Genomic DNA, 19,014 nt, shown 5'->3' with positions numbered 1-19,014 from the left:
GATTATTAATTTTTCGCCGAGTTGTATTGCCAACGACGGCTTTTTTCTCTTCCCAAAATAAATTGGATCATTGAAAATACTGCTGCAAATGTTACCAAGACAAAGCCATTGAACCAGAAGGATTCATTGAACCTTTGATTATACGTGAGGGTCTCACTGATCAAGGTATTGTTTTGAACAAACCAATAGGTTGGCGTGAATGCCGCGATTTTATTGACGATATCCGGCAGAAAGTTCGCGGACACAAAGACCCCACCGATAAAACAGCTTCCGGTTATAAAGATATTGCTGATACCGCCGATCGCTTCTGAATTTTTCACAAGAGAGGTGACACAAGCCGAGAAGCTGATGACAGGTAGTAAAAACAAAAACGTGTTCAAAATGTGGTACCAAGCTGCTGTATCCCAGGATGTGCGAATCACTAGTAACACCATCAGTAATAAAAAGCCGAAGGTTAAAAGCAGCGAGTAACTGATTAAGCTTAACAGGATTTTCCGCTGTAGCATCCGCTTTGGAAGAGGCGCACTCTGGTTTCGCTTGCTGATTTCTTGGCGGTTAAAGGCCAGATTGATCACACCAAACCCGCTAAATATTGATAGAAAGAGGCCATATGACAATAAGTTAAAGGTCATGCCTGTTAACATTTTTTTCATTCGTTGACTATATTCTGTACTGAGCTCAACTTGCCCTGTGACGGCTAGCGCTGTTTGTGTTTCTTCTATCGCCTCACTGACTGTTTTGCCTTCTTCTTGAAAAAGTAAAAGCGTCTGTAAGAACGTGTTCACTTGCTGGGTGACAATGGTTTTAGAAAAAGCATCTGGCCGGCTTTGAATCTCGATCGTTGGCATCTGGCCAGCCTCCACTTGTTTGGAGAAATCAGCTGGCAAATGCAAGACAATGTTTACACGATTAAAATAAAGGGCATCGTCAATTTCTTTTTGTGAGGTCCCCTCTAAAGCAACCAAGGTTTGCTTTTCCTTCAAGTACTCCCGAAGACCATCAACGACTGGCGACTCCTCCTCACTGATCAAAGCAATGTTGGCTTCTTGTAAAGAGGTGTTTTCGACGTCGATGCTTTGCGCATAAAAGAACGTGACACCAACTGTGATCAATACTCCAATTAGTAAGTTCGACTTATTTGCCTTCAGCAAAGTCCAAATCGTTTTATAAAGCGTCATAGCGCACCCCTCTTTCGATCCAAGCATTTCCAATTGACAAAAGGACGATAAAGCCAGTCAACCAGAAAAGATTGGTATAAAAGCTACTCAAATCTGTATAGTAATACAATTGATAAAGACTTTCACTGATCAAATTGACGGGATTTACTTGCCCCAGTATCGGCACATGTAGATCAAGCCAATACTTGATTTGTTCCGAGCCCATCATCCCAGCAAAAAAGCTCATTGCCATTGTAACGGAGACCAAAATGCCATCTTTTTGCACCAAATTCATTTTTGGCGTCAGATTTCCAATCAATGTCCCTAGCAAAATCGCACACAATGATCCTAATGCGGCAACCAGCAGTAACCATTGCCAACGATCACCAAAGTCTACTTGATAGACAAAACGAAACACCGCTAAAATAATGTAGACTTCTACTAACACAATCGTAAAACTCGCCGCCAAATTCGCACTTGAAACCAATGTCCGTTTTCTTGGTATCAAGGAAAGCCGAATACCATTCGCGGATTGATTGGCTTGCTGATCCTGGACATTACGGACACCCCACATCGTCCCATAGAGGATCGCCATCCCGATCAAGGTAAAGAAATAAAAACTTTTGACACTCATGTCACGATCTGCATTCACTTCTTGAAAAGCCGCCTCCTGTTCAAATGCGGCCATAATAGGTGCAAGATCAAGCGTTTCAAGTTCTGCTGCTTTACTAGAAATGATCGCTGTACGTTGTAAAAATTGATCCATTACATTTTTCATCAACGTCTGACTCATGCCCGCTTGGCCCACATGCAGAGAAATGGTTTTGTCGTCAATCAGGAAATATCCAGCTAATTCACCGGCAGTCAGCTTTTCAACTGCCTCTGTTTCTTGTAATTCCTCGAGTGCAAATAATGGTTTTTCATTGATTTCCACTTGTTCAAGGACGGTGGAAAAATTTTCCGTAAGCGCTGTTTGGTCCCCGGTTTTTACGATCCCCGTCGTGATTGTCTCTAAATTTCCCGCTTGATCGATCTCCCCAAAGGCCGCCATAAACATTAGGCCTAAGAGAATGGGAAACGCCAACGTCCAAAACAGCATCGATTTATTTCGCAACAACACCTTTGTGCGGTATTTGTAAAAATGCCAAAACATGGTTTCCCCCTCCTCAGTCTCTCAATTCCTTGCCCGTGATCTCTAAAAAGACATCATTTAAGGTCGCTTCTTTGGTTGCAATTTTTCCGTAACTGATTTTCTCTGCTTGTAAGAGTGTCAAAATGGGTAACAAGACCGTATTGAGTTCCGTTGTTGTTACTTGGAGCTGTCCGTCTTTGTAAACGATTCCGTTAGCAGTATTGGTGTTCTGAATCGCTACCAACACGTGGTCAGGCAATAAGGGGATGTCGATGGTCAAACGATCTGCCGTGCGTACCATGTCTTTCAGAGATTCCTTAGTCCCTTTGGCAATCACCTGTCCCTGATCCATAATCACGATCTGGTCACACAGAATTTCCACTTCTTCCATGTAATGGGTCGTGTAAACGATCGTTGCTCCTTGGCGATTTAGCTCTTTGATGCTTTCCAAAATTTTATTACGACTTTGGGGATCGACAGCTACTGTTGGTTCATCCAAAAAAATCAAACGTGGTTTATGTGCGATCCCGCAGGCGATATTCAACCGCCGTTTCAAGCCACCGCTCAGCTCTCCTGGATGAAAGGTCACGAAATTTTCCAAACCCACTAATTGAATCACTTCTTCGATCAATCCTTGTCGTTTCTCTTTGTCAGCAACATATAACCCGCAAAAATAATCGATATTTTCTTGCACACTAAGTTCTTCAAAGACGGCAACATCTTGAGGAACGACCCCGATCATTGCTTTAACGGCATAATTTTCAGGCGTCATGATTGATCCAAAAAGTTTGATGGTGCCTTTGTCATAGTTTAACAAAGAGAGCATACAGTTGATGGCGGTCGATTTCCCGCTGCCGTTTGGTCCCAATAATCCTAAAACCTCTCCTTCTTGTACTTGCAGATCAAAATGATTCAATGCCACAAAATCACCATAGCGTTTAACTAATTTATCAATTTCGATAATCACGATGAAAAACTCCTTCCAAATTTCTTGTTAATCTGACTATAATAAACTTCAAGGAAAGAAACTAGTGACGATTGGCTAAACTAAGCATGACATTTGTCACAATGAAGGAGTTTATCATGTCTAAATCTCGACTACTCAGCGAAGCTGGCTTTCTACTCGCCGTCTCATTACTTTTATTGGTAAATCAAGGTTTTGTTGCTGTGCAGGTCATCTATCTACTGATCGCCGTTATATTTACTGGCGTCAGTTATTTACTGCCTAGAATAGCAAACTGGTTTTTTCAAGTTATTCTGTTGCTTCTATGTACGTTTTGGCCAGAGTTTGCCCTCTTTCTGCCTGGATTGATGCGGGTGATCGCTCCGGAAGATAGTAAAGATGATGTTCTATTTTTATTAGGATTTTTATTGATCGCAACGGTTGTCCATCATTCTCTCACGGATCTCGCTTTTGTCATCCTTTTGTTGCTCTTTGCTTTTTACTTACGCAAAAAAGATCAGCGAATGTCTGATCTTGAGAAAAAGTACATCGATTCAAAAGATACCCATTGGGAAAAGCAGCAACAGTTATCGCAGCAAAACAAAGCGCTAGCCCTATCACAAGAAACAAAGTTAGCCTTGCAAATTGCCGAAGAACGAAATCGAATTGCTCGCGATATCCATGACAATGTCGGCCATCTACTGTCGAGTGCCATTTTACAGATTGGCGCGCTTGAAATGATCAATCAAGAGCCAAAACTAAATGACCCCCTAGCAAATTTAAGTGCTACCGTTCATACAGGGATGGATCGCATTCGACAAAGTGTTCACGATCTCCACGAGACATCAATTTCTTTCCAGCAATCCTTAGAGTTTCTAATTGCTGATTTTCCATCACCTGTCACGATTGAAGGAAACCTATTTGAAGGGTTGAATGAAGCACAGCAAAACTGTTTCCTAATGGTCATCAAAGAAGCCTTAACCAACAGTATCAAACATAGTCACGCGAAAACCCTCGTGTTGCATTTTCGAACGCTGCCTGCATTTTTTCGCTTGCAAATCACGAATGATGGCGTCCGCACACCTCAAAATCCAGACACTGGAATCGGTCTGAAAACGATGCGTCAACGGGTCCAAGAACAACAAGGACAAGTTCATATTTTACAAGAAAACCAACGCTTTCAACTGACGATCATTTTACCAAAGGAGGAACACCAATGATTACTGTAGTTATTATTGACGATGATCCGTTTGTGACCACATCTTTGCAAACCATTTTAGAAAACACAGAAGAGATTCGTGTATTAGGAATCGGCCATTGTGCCAAAGACGCACTGGAATTATATGAAACCTATCATCCTGACGTTTTGCTGACGGACATCCGCATGCCGGAACAAACGGGGATCGATGCTGCCAAAGAAATATTGGCTAAATTTCCCCAAGCGATCCTTTTGCTATTGACTACCTTCAAAGATGAAGAATACATTCGCGAAGCCTTTTCCATCGGTGTGAAAGGTTATTTGATCAAGCAGAATTTACAAGCGATCATCCCTTCTGTCAAAGCCGCTTATAATGGCCAAGTTGTCTTCGGGAATGAAATCGTTGAGACCTTCACGCAGCTAATGAAGAACGAACCATCAATTCACAATCAAGCTTCTTTTAGCGAACGTGAATTTGCGATCATCAAAGAAGTAGCCGCTGGAAAAAACAATAAAGAAATTGCAGATGCTTTGTACTTGAGTGATGGTACTGTCCGTAATTACATCAGTCAATTACTGGAAAAACTGGAATTGCGGGATCGCACGCAATTAGCAATCTATTTTTATCAGCATTTACAGTAAGTCTCATCGATTGCAAAAAAAAGCCTGAAGAATGCGAAGCTGCATTCTTCAGGTTTTTTGTTTTCTACTCGATTATCCGACTGTCGTAGTTTTTAGTGGACAAGCTATGGATTTCCGGGACTGCCGGGTTTCGTTGGATTGTTCGGTGTGTTAGGCGGGAAAATCGGCGCCTTTTCTAACGTTTTTTCTAACCCTGATTCATCCCGCTCGCCTCGTTCTGCATCGGGACTTTCATCTAGTTTAAATTCTTTTTCCATCTCATCTAGTTTCTTAAAGTCGTTGCCAGATTCTTTTGCTAATTTTGCTAATTTATCTTCGGTTTCTTTCGTCATAACGTAACGCCTCCTTTTGATTTTAGCTTAGCATAAGAAGCTAAAAAACCAAAAGAAAGCGCTCACTAAGGTACCTTTTTTAGTATTTTCTCATCTTTCAATCAGCCGTTTTTTGCGGGCATAAAGTCGTATGGAGAACAGTCCTTCATGCCAATCATTGGATCCACTAAATGCTTTTTGACCATCGTTAAGGTCAATACACCATCGTTCGACGTTTCTTCGATGAGTGCTTCTTCCCCCATAGTCCCTTCACTTAGGTCTTTTCCCCCTGACAGAGGCTTTGCAATTTCTGTCTGATTTGATGTCGACGGCTCAGTCTCAGCAAAAGCAAACAAGTCCAGCCCACTATCAGAGGTCTTTTCAGCAACTTGCTGGTTCGCAGCAGCTTCCGCACTGGATTGGTCCTGTAACTTCGTCGATGACGTTTTTACTTTCCTGTTTTCAGAGGAATCATCATAAAACGGATCATCCGCTTCTTCAAATTGGGCCAATTTTGCTCGTTGTAGCGGCGTCATTTTTTCCGTACCATTGATACGTTCTTTTAATGTCGTTAAGCGAGTAGCAGATTCGTGGCTGACACAAGTTTGGTAGGCTTGCGGTTCACCAAGTAAAATCAGCATTTCTTTGCTGCGGGTCACAGCAGTATAAAGCAGATTGCGTTGCAGCATACGTTGGTATTGATGAACCATCGGCAAAATAACCATTTGAAATTCACTACCTTGAGATTTATGGATCGAACAACAGTAAGATAATGTGATCTTATTCCATTCATTCCGCTTATAGGTCACTTCATTGGCATCAAACTGAATGACCAGTTCGTCAACCTTGTCTTCCGACTGTTTGGCTAGAGTGATCCCAACGATTTGGCCCATATCGCCATTAAACACGTTATCTTCTGGTGAGTTTACCAACTGCAAAACCTTATCACCGATACGATACACCGTATCATTGAAGGTCACCTCTTTTTTTGTCCCATCATTGGGGTTAAAAATCTCTTGCATCATTTTATTCAGAGCATCGATCCCGGCTGCCCCACGATACATCGGTGCCAACACTTGAATATCTTGCGGCGTGTAGCCTTTGTCTTTTGCCCGTTTCACGATCTGAGCGATCAACGGTTCGATTTTGTAAGCATCACACGCAAAGAAGGAGCGATCTTTTTGGTTTTGTGTAAAATCAGCAGGCAGCTGTCCGTTTTTGATGGCATGAGCCAGTGGAATGATGCTTGATCCATCTCCTTGACGATAGATTTCCGTCAATTCTTGTTTCGGGATCGCATCGATCGCTAGCAAGTCATGAAGGACTTGTCCTGGTCCCACAGAAGGAAGCTGATCTTTATCCCCCACAAAAATCACTTGCATGTTTGTAGGGATTGACTTAAAGAGCGTATTCGCCAACCATGTATCGACCATAGACATCTCATCGACGATCAATAAGCCGCCTTCTAATTCTTTCGGGCTAATCGATGGCGCTTTTTCACGTCCGTTCAAGCCTAACAAACGATGGATCGTCCCGCTTGGCAAACCTGTCGTTTCATTCATCCGTTTGGCGGCTCGACCAGTCGGTGCTGCCAAGAGAATCGGAAAGGTTTCTTCACTGTATTTTGATGGCTCTAAGTCCAGATCGTTCAACTCAGCAAACAATTGTACGATCCCATTGATTACCGTCGTTTTCCCGGTACCCGGACCACCTGTCAAAATAAACAATGGCGAACGAATGGCTTCTTTGATTGCTTCTTCTTGCGAAGACCCATAGGTGATACCTAAATGCTTCTCAATTTTTCGCAGCGTTTTGCTGATTGTTTTCTCAGGATAGACGATTTCTTTTTTGCGGGAAAGCAAGCGTTCGATGGAACTAGCGATTCCCCATTCAGAAAAGTACAGACTGTTTTCGTACAAACGAGTTTCTTCTTGCTGGATTTTTCCTTCTTCCACTAATTGAATGATCGTTGATGCCAGGTCGTCTGGCGCAATCTCAATAGGACGACTTGTTTCTAATAAACGCAGTGTCTGCTCTAACAAGTCTTGGGCATGGATAAAGGTATTGCCTGTCTGCAAGGATTGCGCAAAGATCTGATGCAAGACCGCCGCTCGAAACCGTTGCGGCGACGAAGCTTCGATCCCTAGCTGCTCAGCGATGCCATCTGCGCGTTTAAAGCCAATGCCTTCAATGTCTTCCACCAACTGGTAAGGATTTTCTTCGATAATTGATAATGCTTCATTTTTGTAGGCTTGATAGATTGCAAAAGAAAGCTGACTACCAAAACCATAGCGGCTCAAGCCAACGATCACTTGATCCATCCCATGATTTTGCCGTACAGTATCTAAAATCATTTTTTGCTTACTTTCATTCAATCCTGGAATCTGCTCCAACAATGTTGGTTCTTCCAGCATCCGGTCGATCGCTTCTTCTCCTAAAAGGTCAACGATTTTTTCAGCGGTCTTCTTGCCGATCCCCGGAAATTTTTCTCCAGAAAGATAGGCGATCAACCCTTGTTCAGAGGTCGGTTGTTCTTGTTGGTAGCTTTCGGCCTTCAACTGGACACCATACTTGGGATGATTGACCAGCTCACCAAAAAACCGATACTTTTCCTCTTCTTGGATTTCGCCGAAACTACCAGTAACGACGATCTCCGAGTCTTTGTAGTCGGCATTATTCTCAGTGACTTTAACTAATAGTACTTTATAAAAATTGCTGGGATTCTGGAAAAAGATGGCGGCAACATGGCCGACAAAAAACGTTCTTTCTGGAATCATGGTGCCGCTCCTTTCATGGTTTACAACAAAGCGTCTAATCCTGCCTGATTGCTTAAAAAGCTTGCTTCATTCCAAAGTTTTAGTTCAAAAGGCAATACTTTTTGTTCATTCGTCTCTAATAAGCTAACGCTGTTATTGACTAATCCACCTTGCTCTCTTAATTCGGCTAATGGTTTGCCTGCAAGCCACTGAATAGCAGCCGTAAAGGATGCGCCATGCCCGACGAACAATAATGGGCCTTCATGCTGCATCACCGCATCCATGACGACGGTCTCGATCCGGCTCAATGTTTCTTGGATCGGCTCACCTTTAAAGGCACTTGGATCGTAACGATCCAAGTGATTACGCAGATCAGTCAGTTGTTGGGGATACTTCTCATGCATTTCATCGATGGACTGACCTTCCAATTCACCGAGTCCGATTTCTCGCAGATTCTCATTATAAATGATTTCAACTGGGTGTTGGAGTCTTGCTTGGATCTCTTGGGCAGTCACTTTTGCTCGCAAAGATGTACTTGAGTAAATCTTCTCAAAAGGAATAGCTGCCAGATAATCACCGAGTAATTTGATTTCGTCATAACTTTCTGGCAATAACGGCGAATCCCCCAGCATTCCTTGAAAGCGGCGTGCTTGGTTCCACTCTGTTTTTCCGTGACGGGTAAAGTATAATTGCATCGAAAAAGCCTCGCTTCTTAGTCTAATTTGTCGTTCTCATAATGATGCGTCAATTCCAATTCTGGGAAGCCTTGCTGTCGCAAAACTTCATAAATGATCAAAGCAGCCGTATTTGATAGGTTAAGGGAACGAACATGCTCATCATTCATTGGGATCCGCAAACATTTTTCGGCATGCTCACGCATAAAACTTTCTGGAAGCCCCGTCGTTTCTTTCCCGAAAATGAAGAACTGATCATCATCTGCGGTGTAATCGACGTCAGAATACACGCGATTGGCAAATTTCGAAATCAGATACAACGGACGCTCCCCTAAAAAGTCCATAAAAGCAGCTAAATCTTTATGATAGGTAATATTGACATCATGCCAATAATCAAGCCCAGCTCGTTTTAATTGCTTGTCAGCCGTTGAAAAGCCTAAAGGCTCGATTAAGTGTAAATGAGTATTTGTTGCTGCGCACGTCCGTGCAATATTTCCCGTATTGGCCGGGATCTGAGGTTCAAAAAGAACGATGTGATTCATAGATAAAAACTCCTTTCGCTCGGATACTACCGATCGGTTCTCGCTTTCCTTTGTGTCTCTGTATCTTGCGTTTTACAATTGATTCTCAATAGATTCTTCAATAACTTCTATAGTACCATATTTTGGCACACTTGTTTTTTAGAAACGACCTTTTTTGTGTAGAATTTTGGGCATAAAAAAAACGTACCAACTCGGTGTCGATCACTGCGAGTCGTTACGTTAGTGAAGCTCTTTTCACTAACTTTTATCAGAACAGGAACCTGATAAAAACCAATGAAAAATGACTTGAGAACAATATATCACTCCCATGGCATGATTGCAAGAGTAAATAACAAAAAAGTTCAAAATATTTTCAGGAAATTTTCGCAATCAACACCTCAACATCAACAGTGATCTGTCTCAAAGGAGCTTGCCGGAGCTTTTCTTTGCGTTCCTCCGAAGCCCCCCACTCTAACGGGGACATGGCAAGTAAATCTTGGCGATTTTCTTCAGGGATCGTAAAAACATGTGTCACTCTTTGACGGGAGGCGTCAGGGTAATGTTCAAGAAATTTAGTGACGACCCGTTCATTTGAGTATTGCTGTTTCGCTTCATCATTCGGATAAAAAGCAGCCCGCAATTCTTTTAAATAATCCGCCGCAGGGACGACTTTGATCAACTGTCCACCCTTTTTCAAAATACGATTGAACTCCCCATAATTTGACGGCGAAAATAGATTGAAAATCGTATCAAAGCTCGCTTCAGCAAACGGCAAGTTGGTCAGATCCGCCACACACCAAAAAGCCGGTACGTTTTGATTGGTTGCTAGATAAACTCCGTCTTTGGCGATATCAAAGCCGACAGCCGCATGGGTCTTTTCATTGACCAGCTGAGCCAGAAAACTGCCTTCGCCGCAGCCGACATCTAAAAGATGCTTAGCATCCCCCAAAACTGCTTTGATGCATTCAATGACTGGTGCATACATGCCGCTAGCGATCATACGTTGACGCGGCAGAAACAGTGCTTGATCATAATCTGCTTTGACTTGATGATCCAAAAAGAAAAGTGTGCCTTTCTTTGATAAGTCAAATCGATGACGATTTGGACAAACCAAGCCATTTTCGGTCGGGAAAAATGCTTGGCGGCACAATGGACATTCAAATAAGTGATAATGGGCGTTTAAAAAAAGGCGCCCGCGATCGATTTTTTTTAACATTCAACTTCCCTCATCTCTGCTCTACTTTAGCATATTCTTGTGGTAGAATGCTAGTGGATAGAATAACAAATCAACTGAACAACCATCTATTGGAGGTAAATCATGTTAAAAGAATTTTGTGCAGAAAATTATACCAATATTCCCTTAGCAATCGCCCGAGGGGCACAGCGGATTGAACTCTGTGATAATTTAGCGGTCGGCGGAACAACGCCAAGTACTGGTGTGCAAGAAGAAGTTTTGCAATATGCTGGTGAAAAAGGAATTCCCGTTATGACGATCATCCGACCTCGAGGCGGTGATTTTGTTTACAATGACACTGAGTTGAAAATCATGCACACTGACTTGATCGAAGCAAAAAAGCTAGGAACAGACGGCGTTGTTCTAGGTTGCTTAACTCCTAGCGGCTGGTTAGACGAAGAAGCATTGGAGCTATTGTTAGAAACCGCAGAAGGCTTGCAGGTTACTTTTCACATGGCCTTCGACGCGATTCCTGCAGCGCGCCAATTTAAAGCGATCGATTGGTTAGCTGAGCATGGCGTACAGCGGATTTTGACCCATGGTGGTGCTGCAGGGACTCCGATTGAAGACAACTTCGATCATCTGAAAGAATTGATCGCCTATGCTGGTGAGCGTTTAACGATTTTACCTGGCGGTGGCATTTCCTTTGAAAATGCCCAACATGTTGCTGATACATTAGGTGTAAAAGAAGTTCATGGGACCAGAATCGTCGACCTTAATGATTGAGCTTGCGTGACACAAAAGAATCACGCAAAGAAATCCCCACAAACGATGAGAACGCATCGTTTGTGGGGATTCTTTTTATATGGCTTGCAGTAAGTCGTATTGTGATTGATACAAATGATGGTACAAGCCTTTTTGTGCCATTAGCTGATCATGGTTACCAGATTCAGCAATCGTGCCCCCTGCCACGTAAAAGATTCGATCAGAATTTTTGATTGTGGACAGCCGGTGAGCGATGATGAATGAAGTTCTGCCTTCTAACAGCTTCAACAGTCCTTCTTGCAGCAATTCTTCTGTCTTAGTATCAATACTAGAAGTAGCCTCATCTAAGATCAAGATTTTTGGATCAGCCAACAACGCTCGGGCAAAGGAAATCAGTTGCCGTTGCCCCGCAGATAAAGTACTTCCTCGTTCTTCGACGACGGTTTGATAGCCGTCTTTCAACTCCGTGATAAAGTCGTGAGCACGGACGATCTTCGCTGCTTCAATGATCTCTTCTTCTGTCGCGTCTAATTTTCCATAGCGAATATTTTCTATGATCGTTCCTGAGAAAATAAAGGTATCTTGCAGCATGACCCCCATCTGTGAGCGCAGGGATTCCAGCGTCACGTCACGAACGTCCATCCCATCTACTTTAACACTGCCTTCATTGACATCATAAAAGCGGCTCAGCAAATTGATGATCGTGGTCTTCCCTGCACCAGTAGGGCCAACCAAGGCAATGCTTTCCCCGGGTTCGATGTGGAAATTGACATCAGAAAGAATGTTTTTGCCTTCTTCGTATCGGAAGGTCACGTGTTCAAAATCAACGGTCCCTTTCATTGTCGGCAATACTTTTGCATCTGGTTTGTCTTCGATATCTGGGACTTCATCCATCGTTTCAAAAATCCGTTCAAGATAGGCTGTTGCTGTAATCAAAGAATTATAAAAATTCCCGATATTGATGACTGGATTCCAGAAATTATTGATATAACTGATAAAAGCGATCAGAGTACCTGTGCTGACATCGACACCGATTTGGCGAATGCCGACAAAATAAATCAAACAAGTTGTAATGACTGAAATGTTTTGCACCCCAGGCCACATGAGAAACTGAATTTTGACAGCTTTCATCCAGGAAGTCCGATAATCATTGCTGACTTCTTGGAAAATCTCTGCATTTTCTTCTTCCCGTGCGAAGGATTGGGTGATCTTGATGCCGGCAATACTTTCATGAATGTAGGCATTTAAATTGGACTGTTTATTACTCAACACCTGATAAGCTTTGCGCTGGTTATTTTTGATTACCATCACCATGATGAACAAGATTGGCAGCAACGCAAGGGAATACAGGGTCAATTTGAAGTCGATCGCAAACATAAAAATCAAGGTGATGATGACGTTGAAAACATCGGAAATCAAATTGATTAGTCCATTACTCAACAGGTCACTCAGTGTATTGATGTAGTTTACGATGCGGATCAAGATCTTGCCATGGGGCCTTGTATCGAAATAAGAAAACGGCAGCCGCTGCAGATGTTCAAAAATATCAAAGCGCATATCCTTCAATACGTCTTGCCCAATATTCGTGATATGGTAAATACGATAACGCATGCAGACACCGATAACGATCAAGGTCACTAGAAAGGCAGCTCCTAAAAGCAGCAATTGATTGACATTTTTCTCAGGAATCGATGAGTCGATGGCGATCTTCGTGAAAACAGGCGCCAGCATTCCTGCTAAGTTTGCCAGGATGATCGTAAATAGTACTTTCCCAATACTTTTTTTATAGGGAACTACGTATTGTGACAAACGCTTAAAATCCTTCCAGCTAAATTCCTGGTCTAATTCCTCATCCACATCAAATTTATTTCTCGCCATCGTCTTCACCTCCTGACAAGCCTAATTGTTTTTGATACACTTCATAGTACTTCCCTCGCAGTTTGACGAGTTCTTCGTGGGTGCCTTGTTCAACAACCCGACCTTTTTCCATCATCAAAATCTGATCGGCTTCTCGAACAGAGGAGATCCGATGGGCAACGATAAACGTCGTTTTCTCTCCTGTTAATTTTGTCAGCTCTTGTTGGATCTTCGATTCTGTCTCCATATCGACGGCAGACGTCGTGTCATCCAAAATTAAGATCGATGGATCTTTGGCTAAGGCCCGCGCAAGGGAGATCCGTTGTTTTTGTCCGCCAGAAAGTCCGACGCCTCGTTCACCGACAATCGTCTCGTAGCCTTGAGGCATTCGAGAAATAAAGGTATCTGCATCGGCGACTACGGCCATTTGGCGAATAAAGCCTTCATCTGCTAAAGGATTTCCAAAAGCAATATTGTCAGAGATAGTATTAGAAAACAAGAAGACATCTTGCATCACCATCGAAATATTTTCACGCATTTGACGCACAGGATACTCTTTGGCATTTTTTCCATCAATCAATACTTCCCCTTCAGTCGGATCATAAAAACGTCCAACTAAATTTACTAACGTCGTTTTTCCAGAGCCGGTTTCGCCTAAGATCCCTAACGTTTGTCCCGGCCCAATCTTGAAGTTGATGTTCTCCAGTACATTTTGCTCTGGATCATCTGAAAAATGGAAAGAGACATCTTTAAATTCCACAAATCCTTTGATCGGTTCTAATTTTTCTTGTTGGTGAACCGGTATTTTCGATTCTTGTGCCAGCATTTGTCGAATTTTGATACAGGCCGCAGAAAATCGCTGAACATCGTTGATCAACCAGCCACTCATACGCATGGGGTTGTTCAACATCCATAGATAACCATTAAACGCAACAAGATCTCCTAAGGTCATGTCCCCATTGATTACGAAAATTCCGCCTAAAACTAAGGCAATGACTGACAAACTTCCTGCTAAGCCATCAAGCCAGGGCAGATAGGTACGGGAAACTTTGGCAGATGCCATGTTGCGGGTCTTAAAATCTTCGTTGTAGGAGCGAAATTTTTCGATCTCAAAATTTTCACGAGCGAAGGCTTTTACGACCCGATTGCCGCCAATATTTTCTTCTACCATTGAGTTCAAGCGAGAAAAGCTCTCACGAATGTCAAAAAACAATGGGTGTGCCTTTTTAGACATGCGGTTGGTCAACAGAAAAATGATCGGTGTGACAGCCACCAGTGCCAGCATCAATTTCCAATCAATAAAGCTCATCACCACCACCGCTGAAAAGAACCATAAGATACATTCAGCGATATTATAGGTCACCCAAGAAACAAAGTGGCGAATGGCATCGGTATCCCCTGTCATTCGTGCCATAATATCTCCCACACGAGTGTGATTGAAAAAGTCGAAATCCAATTCTTGCAGTTTCTGATACAAATCTTCCCGTAAATCGTATAGCGTATTTTGTCCGACCCGTTCAAATAAAATCTGATAACTATAGCGGACAATGGTGCGAATGACGGTCGTCGCAATCATGATCAACAGTAATGGAATCAATAAGTGCGTTTTTTGCTGATTGATGACATCGTCGATCACCATTCCTCCCAAGTACGGATTAACAATGATCAGCGCTGCATTGATCACTAAAAATAGGATCGCCAATATGATTTTTCCGCGGTTCTTTTTGGCATAGCGCCAGATCCATTGTGTATTACTCATCTAATTCCCCCTCTCGTTGTTAAGCTTAGCGTTTTGAAAAGCGATTTAAATGGTTTTTCTTACTCATTTTGATGTAAAATATTAGTAAGAAGCACCATTCCTTTTTTTTACAGGAAATGGGCACCCAATTGGAGTGAATCAGCCATGAATTTAGTTAACCCTCGGACCTTCAATCCCGAAATCATCTATCTCTTTGATCCATGGACGCAATCAGAAAGTCATGGAGAAATGCACCATCATGACTTTTTAGAAATCAGTGTCTTGTTAGAAGGAGAAAGTATGTATTATTTTGAAAAAGAACCAGCGAAAAAAATTCGGGCTGGCAGTGTCATGCTTTTCAATCCTGGCGTCGATCACTGTGAATTGCAGCCTAAGGGCACTCGCTCTCATCAGCTGCATATTGGTTTGAAAAATATTTCTTTGGAAGGGTTTAAACGAAATTTTTTCCCTAACAAACATCCCTTGTTGGAGCTAGGCAAATACCATCATCAAGTTTTGGAAAAAGCATGGCAGTTGGTGAGAGAAAGCAGTGAAGAGCGGGATGAGTTTCAATTGATGCAAAAAGCTGTTTTGATGGAGATGCTCGTCTACATTTTACGTGGACTAAATGAAGACCACATCAATGTCGTTCCTTACCTTTCCAAAAGCCAACGAAGACAACAACAGATCGTCAACTATACCGTCTATTATTTGGAAAATCATTACAAAGAAGAAATCACGTTAGAGAAGCTCGCACAAGATCAATTTCTTAGCCCGACGTACCTTTCAAAGATTTTTAAAGAGGCGACAGGGGTCAGCCCCATTAACTATTTGATCGAAATTCGCTTAAAACGTGCCAAAGATATGTTGAAAAATGACAACCTCACGATTAAGGAAGTTGCCTCAGCCGTTGGCTATCAAGATGCTTATCATTTTAGCAAGTCTTTTAAAAAACTTTATGGTGTCTCCCCTTCTGGGGTGTTGCCAAAACCCAAAAATTAAAAAGCAAGCCAATGATTCTTCACTGGAAGAAAAATCATCGGCTTGCTTTTATTTTGTGTTCATTGAATAAAATAGTTCATAAAAAGACTGGCAATGTTGAAGTAGATCAAGACACTGGTCAAATCGCTGAGGGTCGTAATAAACGGACCGCTCGCCACTGCCGGATCAAACCCAAGTTTGTCCATTAACATCGGAATCAAGCTTCCTGCTAAGTTGGCTACTGTGATAGCACACATCATTGCCATCCCAATGACAAAACCTAAAATTGGATTTTGTTTCCAGACGGCAACGATAGCAAAAATCGTTAATCCGGTAATAGCTCCTGTGAAAAGTCCTGTCAGCACTTCACCGACCACTGTCTTCATAAAACTATTTTCTTTGTCATCATTGATCGCTAAGCGACGGACGGCCACCGCTAAAGATTGGGTACCGGCATTGCCGGCGGTTCCGGTAATCAGTGAGATAAAGACAGCGAGAATACTCGCTTCACTGACTAATTCTTCATAATGGCTGATTAAACTGGCGGTGGCCATTCCGAGAAAGAGTAAGGTGATGAGCCAAGGCAATCGTCTCGAAGACGCCTTGATCGGGTTCTCACTGACTTCTTCCACATTGACCCCTGCCAAACCAGAGTAATCACTGGCTGCTTCATCATCGATAACGTCGATAATATCATCGACGGTCACGATCCCTAATAGATGATCGTCATAATCGGTAACAGGTAGCGCGAGAAAGTCATAATCCCGGAAGGTCTGAGCGACATCTTCTTGGTCATCTCCAACATGGACGGACATGACCCGCTCGTTTAAAATATCAGCGATCATGGTATCTTCATCATTGATGATCAAATCTCTTAGAGAAATAACCCCAACAAGTTTGTTATCAGTATCCACAACATAAATATAATAAATCGTCTCAGCGACATCGGCGGCATTTTTCAGGACATACATTGCTGAACGAACCGTTTGGTTGGCCACAATGGAAACAAACTCGGTTGTCATCAATGATCCAGCTGTTTCATCTTCATAATGCAATAGTTCTTTGATCTCGCTAGCGGCTTCAGCCGTCATCAGACTCAAATATTTCGCCGTTTGTTTCTTGTCCAATGTATTCAGTAGATCGACAGCGTTATCGGTATACATCTCTGCTAACATCGTTGCAGCATATGCCGGACGCATTTCTGAAAGATAGTCCACCATGTTTTCGTCGTCTTCTTCAATGACGTCAAACATGTCTGCTAATTCTTTCGGCGATAGATACGTATAGACGATTTGTCGAGCGTCTGCTTCTAGAGATTGGTAGAATTGCCCCTGCTCGTAGATATGCAGATCCAAGAATGCCTCACGAAATCCCTGGATATCATTGTCTTTTAATGCTTGATTCAGTTGATCAAACCGTTCGGTTAATTCTTGATTTTCATCCAATCTCTTCACCTCATTTGTTATTGCTTAACGATAGCTGAACAAACAGCGGCCATGTCTGCAGGTAAAGGCAGGTCAAAAGCCAACGGTTCATTCGTAAAGGGATGCTGAAATTGCAGCTGACAGCAATGAAGTGCCTGTCGTTTGATCCCAAAAGCCATTGATCCCCCATACATCTCGTCTCCTAGTAAGGGACAACCGATCGCAGAAAAATGGACCCTTATTTGATGTGTCCGGCCTGTGTGTAGTTGAATGTCGACTAATGCGCAATCTGAATTGCGCTGTTTTAGCCAATACTCCGTACGTGCCTCTTTTCCTTCTTCACTGACCTTGCGTTTCAAAAGCGAGGTCAAGTCCCGAGCTATAGGCAAATCGATCTCGCTATGGGCGGATAATGCGGAAAGCTCTCCCGCAATGAGGGCTTGATATTTTTTGACAACTTGCTTCTTTCGTAACTGGCTATCCATCTTTGCATGGGCAAAGCCATGTTTTGCAAAAAGCATCAATCCTGATGTGTCACGGTCTAACCGCGTCACTACATGGATCACTTGGTCTTCATAGTGTTGCGCTTGATAGTAAGCTTTGACTCGATTAGCCATCGTGCCGGTCGGATGGTATTGTGCAGGAATCGATGAGATACCAGCCGGTTTATTCACGACTAATAGATGGGCATCTTCATACACGATCTCAATCGGTGTCGGGTCAGGCAGCATCGTTTCATGTTCCCCTTCAGGAGGAATTACAATAGTTACCCTATCATTTTGCGCCAAAGAAAACAAGACGTTTTGCTCGTGGTCGTTCACAAATATCTTTCCGCCTTGAAATTTGATTTTCGCTAGTAACCCCTTGGATACTCCTTGTTCCTTCAAAAAATATTTGACTTGCTGCCCTTGGCCGGTATAGTGATACGTAAATTCCATGAGTTCATTCTTCTCCAATAAAGGAATCTTTGACCCGATTCCAAAAATGCATATGCCGATAAGACGCAAAATGAATCCGTTCATCGGCAATACGGTAATAAATTGCATCGATTTCTTCTTGTTCGATGGTAAATTGATCGATCGTCACTAAATAGTCGGTACTTTGCTGCAGTTGCACTTTGACCCATTCATGGTGACCCACGACGATCGGCGAACCAAGGGTCCGAAAGACACGATTGTTCAACGAAGCAATCTCTGCCAATTGAAAGGCATTGATACTTGGGTGCAAGACTGCACCACCAACACTTTTGTTATAGGCAGTTGAACCGGTTGGCGTAGAAATCGATAAGCCATCCCCGCGAAATTTTTCAAAGAGGTCTTCTTTAATAGAAATATCGGCAACCATGGTGCGATTGCCACGCTTGATCGTTGATTCATTCAGTGCAAGGAAATGCTTATCTGGTTTGCCATTCGCATAAGTGATACGAACATCTAATAATGGATAGCTGACGCTTTTTTGATGGTCATTGCACAAAGACTCGACTAATTCTTCCAATTCATAATCTCGCCAGTCCGTATAAAAGCCGAGGTGACCCGTGTGGACCCCTAAAAACTGCACTTGATCCAACTTATGATTGTACAAGTGAAAAGCAGAAAGAAGCGTGCCATCTCCACCAACAGAGATCACTAATTCAGGATTCTCTTGATCGATCTTGTTTTCAGACTGCTCCAAGAGAACAGTTAAACGCTTCGTCACTTCTACTGACTTACTTTCTTGATTATGGACGATTGCCACGCGGATG

The 19,014-nt window shown here is 42.7% G+C and carries 17 protein-coding genes; 4 read left to right on the top strand and 13 right to left on the bottom strand.

The genetic code is table 11. The annotated features are described in order from the left end of the window. Positions 1-5: 5 nt before the first annotated feature. Genes ENLAB_RS15165 through ENLAB_RS15155 form a run of 3 tightly spaced genes read right to left on the bottom strand, consistent with a single transcriptional unit; the run spans position 6 to position 3,256 of the window. Positions 6-1,178 carry an ABC transporter permease gene (locus tag ENLAB_RS15165; RefSeq protein ID WP_200125145.1) on the bottom strand — a complete coding sequence of 391 codons (1,173 nt, stop codon included), beginning with the start codon at positions 1,176-1,178 and terminating at the stop codon, positions 6-8. Beyond that, positions 1,165-2,310 (bottom strand): ABC transporter permease, encoded by a 1,146-nt coding sequence (locus tag ENLAB_RS15160; RefSeq protein WP_244351875.1) that lies wholly within the window; start codon positions 2,308-2,310, stop codon positions 1,165-1,167. Before ENLAB_RS15160 ends, ENLAB_RS15165 begins: the two co-directional genes overlap by 14 nt. Positions 2,311-2,323: 13 nt before the next feature. Next, complete coding sequence (locus ENLAB_RS15155; RefSeq protein WP_077452500.1) at positions 2,324-3,256, bottom strand: ABC transporter ATP-binding protein; 933 nt, start codon at positions 3,254-3,256, stop codon at positions 2,324-2,326. 86 nt (positions 3,257-3,342) lie between these two features. Between ENLAB_RS15155 and ENLAB_RS15150 the strand changes: the two genes are divergently transcribed. Further along, complete coding sequence (locus ENLAB_RS15150; protein WP_439711702.1) at positions 3,343-4,452, top strand: sensor histidine kinase; 1,110 nt, start codon at positions 3,343-3,345, stop codon at positions 4,450-4,452. Further along, entirely contained in the window at positions 4,449-5,072 is a 624-nt protein-coding gene (locus ENLAB_RS15145; protein ID WP_077452502.1) for a response regulator transcription factor, read from the top strand. Before ENLAB_RS15150 ends, ENLAB_RS15145 begins: the two co-directional genes overlap by 4 nt. A gap of 104 nt (positions 5,073-5,176) precedes the next feature. Here ENLAB_RS15145 and ENLAB_RS15140 read toward each other — a convergent pair whose 3' ends face one another. From ENLAB_RS15140 to ENLAB_RS15120, 5 genes are all read right to left on the bottom strand, one after another. Beyond that, positions 5,177-5,404 carry a cold-shock protein gene (locus ENLAB_RS15140; protein ID WP_244351872.1) on the bottom strand — a complete coding sequence of 76 codons (228 nt, stop codon included), beginning with the start codon at positions 5,402-5,404 and terminating at the stop codon, positions 5,177-5,179. Between the two features lie 101 nt (positions 5,405-5,505). Further along, on the bottom strand, positions 5,506-8,160 hold the full coding sequence (recD2, locus tag ENLAB_RS15135; protein ID WP_200125154.1) for an SF1B family DNA helicase RecD2: 2,655 nt from the start codon (positions 8,158-8,160) through the stop codon (positions 5,506-5,508). Positions 8,161-8,180: 20 nt separating this feature from the next. After that, positions 8,181-8,834: a histidine phosphatase family protein gene (locus ENLAB_RS15130; RefSeq protein ID WP_086292693.1), complete on the bottom strand. Its 654-nt coding sequence runs from the start codon at positions 8,832-8,834 to the stop codon at positions 8,181-8,183. Between the two features lie 17 nt (positions 8,835-8,851). Beyond that, positions 8,852-9,355 (bottom strand): tRNA (uridine(34)/cytosine(34)/5-carboxymethylaminomethyluridine(34)-2'-O)-methyltransferase TrmL, encoded by a 504-nt coding sequence (gene trmL / locus ENLAB_RS15125; RefSeq protein ID WP_244351870.1) that lies wholly within the window; start codon positions 9,353-9,355, stop codon positions 8,852-8,854. 352 nt (positions 9,356-9,707) lie between these two features. Then, on the bottom strand, positions 9,708-10,550 hold the full coding sequence (locus ENLAB_RS15120; RefSeq protein WP_244351868.1) for a methyltransferase domain-containing protein: 843 nt from the start codon (positions 10,548-10,550) through the stop codon (positions 9,708-9,710). Positions 10,551-10,652: 102 nt separating this feature from the next. On the opposite strand from ENLAB_RS15120, the gene ENLAB_RS15115 reads away from it, so the two are divergent. Then, on the top strand, positions 10,653-11,294 hold the full coding sequence (locus ENLAB_RS15115; protein WP_016621321.1) for a copper homeostasis protein CutC: 642 nt from the start codon (positions 10,653-10,655) through the stop codon (positions 11,292-11,294). A gap of 75 nt (positions 11,295-11,369) precedes the next feature. Here ENLAB_RS15115 and ENLAB_RS15110 read toward each other — a convergent pair whose 3' ends face one another. Both ENLAB_RS15110 and ENLAB_RS15105 read right to left on the bottom strand, forming a co-directional pair. Then, complete coding sequence (locus tag ENLAB_RS15110) at positions 11,370-13,151, bottom strand: ABC transporter ATP-binding protein (protein ID WP_077452509.1); 1,782 nt, start codon at positions 13,149-13,151, stop codon at positions 11,370-11,372. Next, positions 13,138-14,889, bottom strand: a complete 1,752-nt coding sequence (locus ENLAB_RS15105) for an ABC transporter ATP-binding protein (RefSeq protein ID WP_244351866.1) — start codon at positions 14,887-14,889, stop codon at positions 13,138-13,140. The genes ENLAB_RS15110 and ENLAB_RS15105 overlap by 14 nt, the downstream gene beginning before the upstream one ends. 144 nt (positions 14,890-15,033) lie before the next feature. Here ENLAB_RS15105 and ENLAB_RS15100 point away from each other — a divergent pair, with 144 nt between their 5' ends. After that, a complete protein-coding gene (locus ENLAB_RS15100; RefSeq protein WP_081118450.1) occupies positions 15,034-15,870 on the top strand; it encodes an AraC family transcriptional regulator in 837 nt (278 codons plus the stop codon). 59 nt (positions 15,871-15,929) lie between these two features. Here ENLAB_RS15100 and mgtE read toward each other — a convergent pair whose 3' ends face one another. The 3 genes from mgtE to ENLAB_RS15085 are packed head-to-tail and all read right to left on the bottom strand — an operon-like array spanning position 15,930 to position 19,013. Next, the gene (mgtE, locus tag ENLAB_RS15095) at positions 15,930-17,294 is read right to left on the bottom strand and encodes a magnesium transporter (protein WP_081118449.1); all 1,365 of its coding nucleotides are present in this window, start codon (positions 17,292-17,294) and stop codon (positions 15,930-15,932) included. Between the two features lie 17 nt (positions 17,295-17,311). Next, a complete protein-coding gene (locus ENLAB_RS15090; RefSeq protein WP_081118448.1) occupies positions 17,312-18,211 on the bottom strand; it encodes an RluA family pseudouridine synthase in 900 nt (299 codons plus the stop codon). A 4-nt stretch (positions 18,212-18,215) separates the two neighbouring features. Then, positions 18,216-19,013 carry an NAD kinase gene (locus tag ENLAB_RS15085; protein ID WP_170920136.1) on the bottom strand — a complete coding sequence of 266 codons (798 nt, stop codon included), beginning with the start codon at positions 19,011-19,013 and terminating at the stop codon, positions 18,216-18,218. Between the last annotated feature and the right edge of the window lies 1 nt (position 19,014).

Origin of the sequence: Enterococcus innesii (assembly GCF_022846515.1) — a bacterium.
Classification (GTDB): Bacteria; Bacillota; Bacilli; order Lactobacillales; family Enterococcaceae; genus Enterococcus_D; species Enterococcus_D innesii.
Note: the sequence above shows the minus strand (reverse complement) of the source record. Positions and strands in the feature narration are given on the sequence as shown.

Bases quoted from the DNA above. Each gene is read 5' to 3' on its own strand.
- ENLAB_RS15165 (WP_200125145.1), bottom strand. From the start codon at position 1,178: ATGACGCTTTATAAAACGATTTGGACTTTGCTGAAGGCAAATAAGTCG.
- ENLAB_RS15160 (WP_244351875.1), bottom strand. From the start codon at position 2,310: ATGTTTTGGCATTTTTACAAATACCGCACAAAGGTGTTGTTGCGAAAT.
- ENLAB_RS15150 (WP_439711702.1), top strand. From the start codon at position 3,343: ATGACATTTGTCACAATGAAGGAGTTTATCATGTCTAAATCTCGACTA.
- ENLAB_RS15145 (WP_077452502.1), top strand. From the start codon at position 4,449: ATGATTACTGTAGTTATTATTGACGATGATCCGTTTGTGACCACATCT.
- ENLAB_RS15140 (WP_244351872.1), bottom strand. From the start codon at position 5,404: ATGACGAAAGAAACCGAAGATAAATTAGCAAAATTAGCAAAAGAATCT.
- recD2 (WP_200125154.1), bottom strand. From the start codon at position 8,160: ATGATTCCAGAAAGAACGTTTTTTGTCGGCCATGTTGCCGCCATCTTT.
- ENLAB_RS15130 (WP_086292693.1), bottom strand. From the start codon at position 8,834: ATGCAATTATACTTTACCCGTCACGGAAAAACAGAGTGGAACCAAGCA.
- trmL (WP_244351870.1), bottom strand. From the start codon at position 9,355: ATGAATCACATCGTTCTTTTTGAACCTCAGATCCCGGCCAATACGGGA.
- ENLAB_RS15120 (WP_244351868.1), bottom strand. From the start codon at position 10,550: ATGTTAAAAAAAATCGATCGCGGGCGCCTTTTTTTAAACGCCCATTAT.
- ENLAB_RS15115 (WP_016621321.1), top strand. From the start codon at position 10,653: ATGTTAAAAGAATTTTGTGCAGAAAATTATACCAATATTCCCTTAGCA.
- ENLAB_RS15110 (WP_077452509.1), bottom strand. From the start codon at position 13,151: ATGGCGAGAAATAAATTTGATGTGGATGAGGAATTAGACCAGGAATTT.
- ENLAB_RS15105 (WP_244351866.1), bottom strand. From the start codon at position 14,889: ATGAGTAATACACAATGGATCTGGCGCTATGCCAAAAAGAACCGCGGA.
- ENLAB_RS15100 (WP_081118450.1), top strand. From the start codon at position 15,034: ATGAATTTAGTTAACCCTCGGACCTTCAATCCCGAAATCATCTATCTC.
- ENLAB_RS15090 (WP_081118448.1), bottom strand. From the start codon at position 18,211: ATGGAATTTACGTATCACTATACCGGCCAAGGGCAGCAAGTCAAATAT.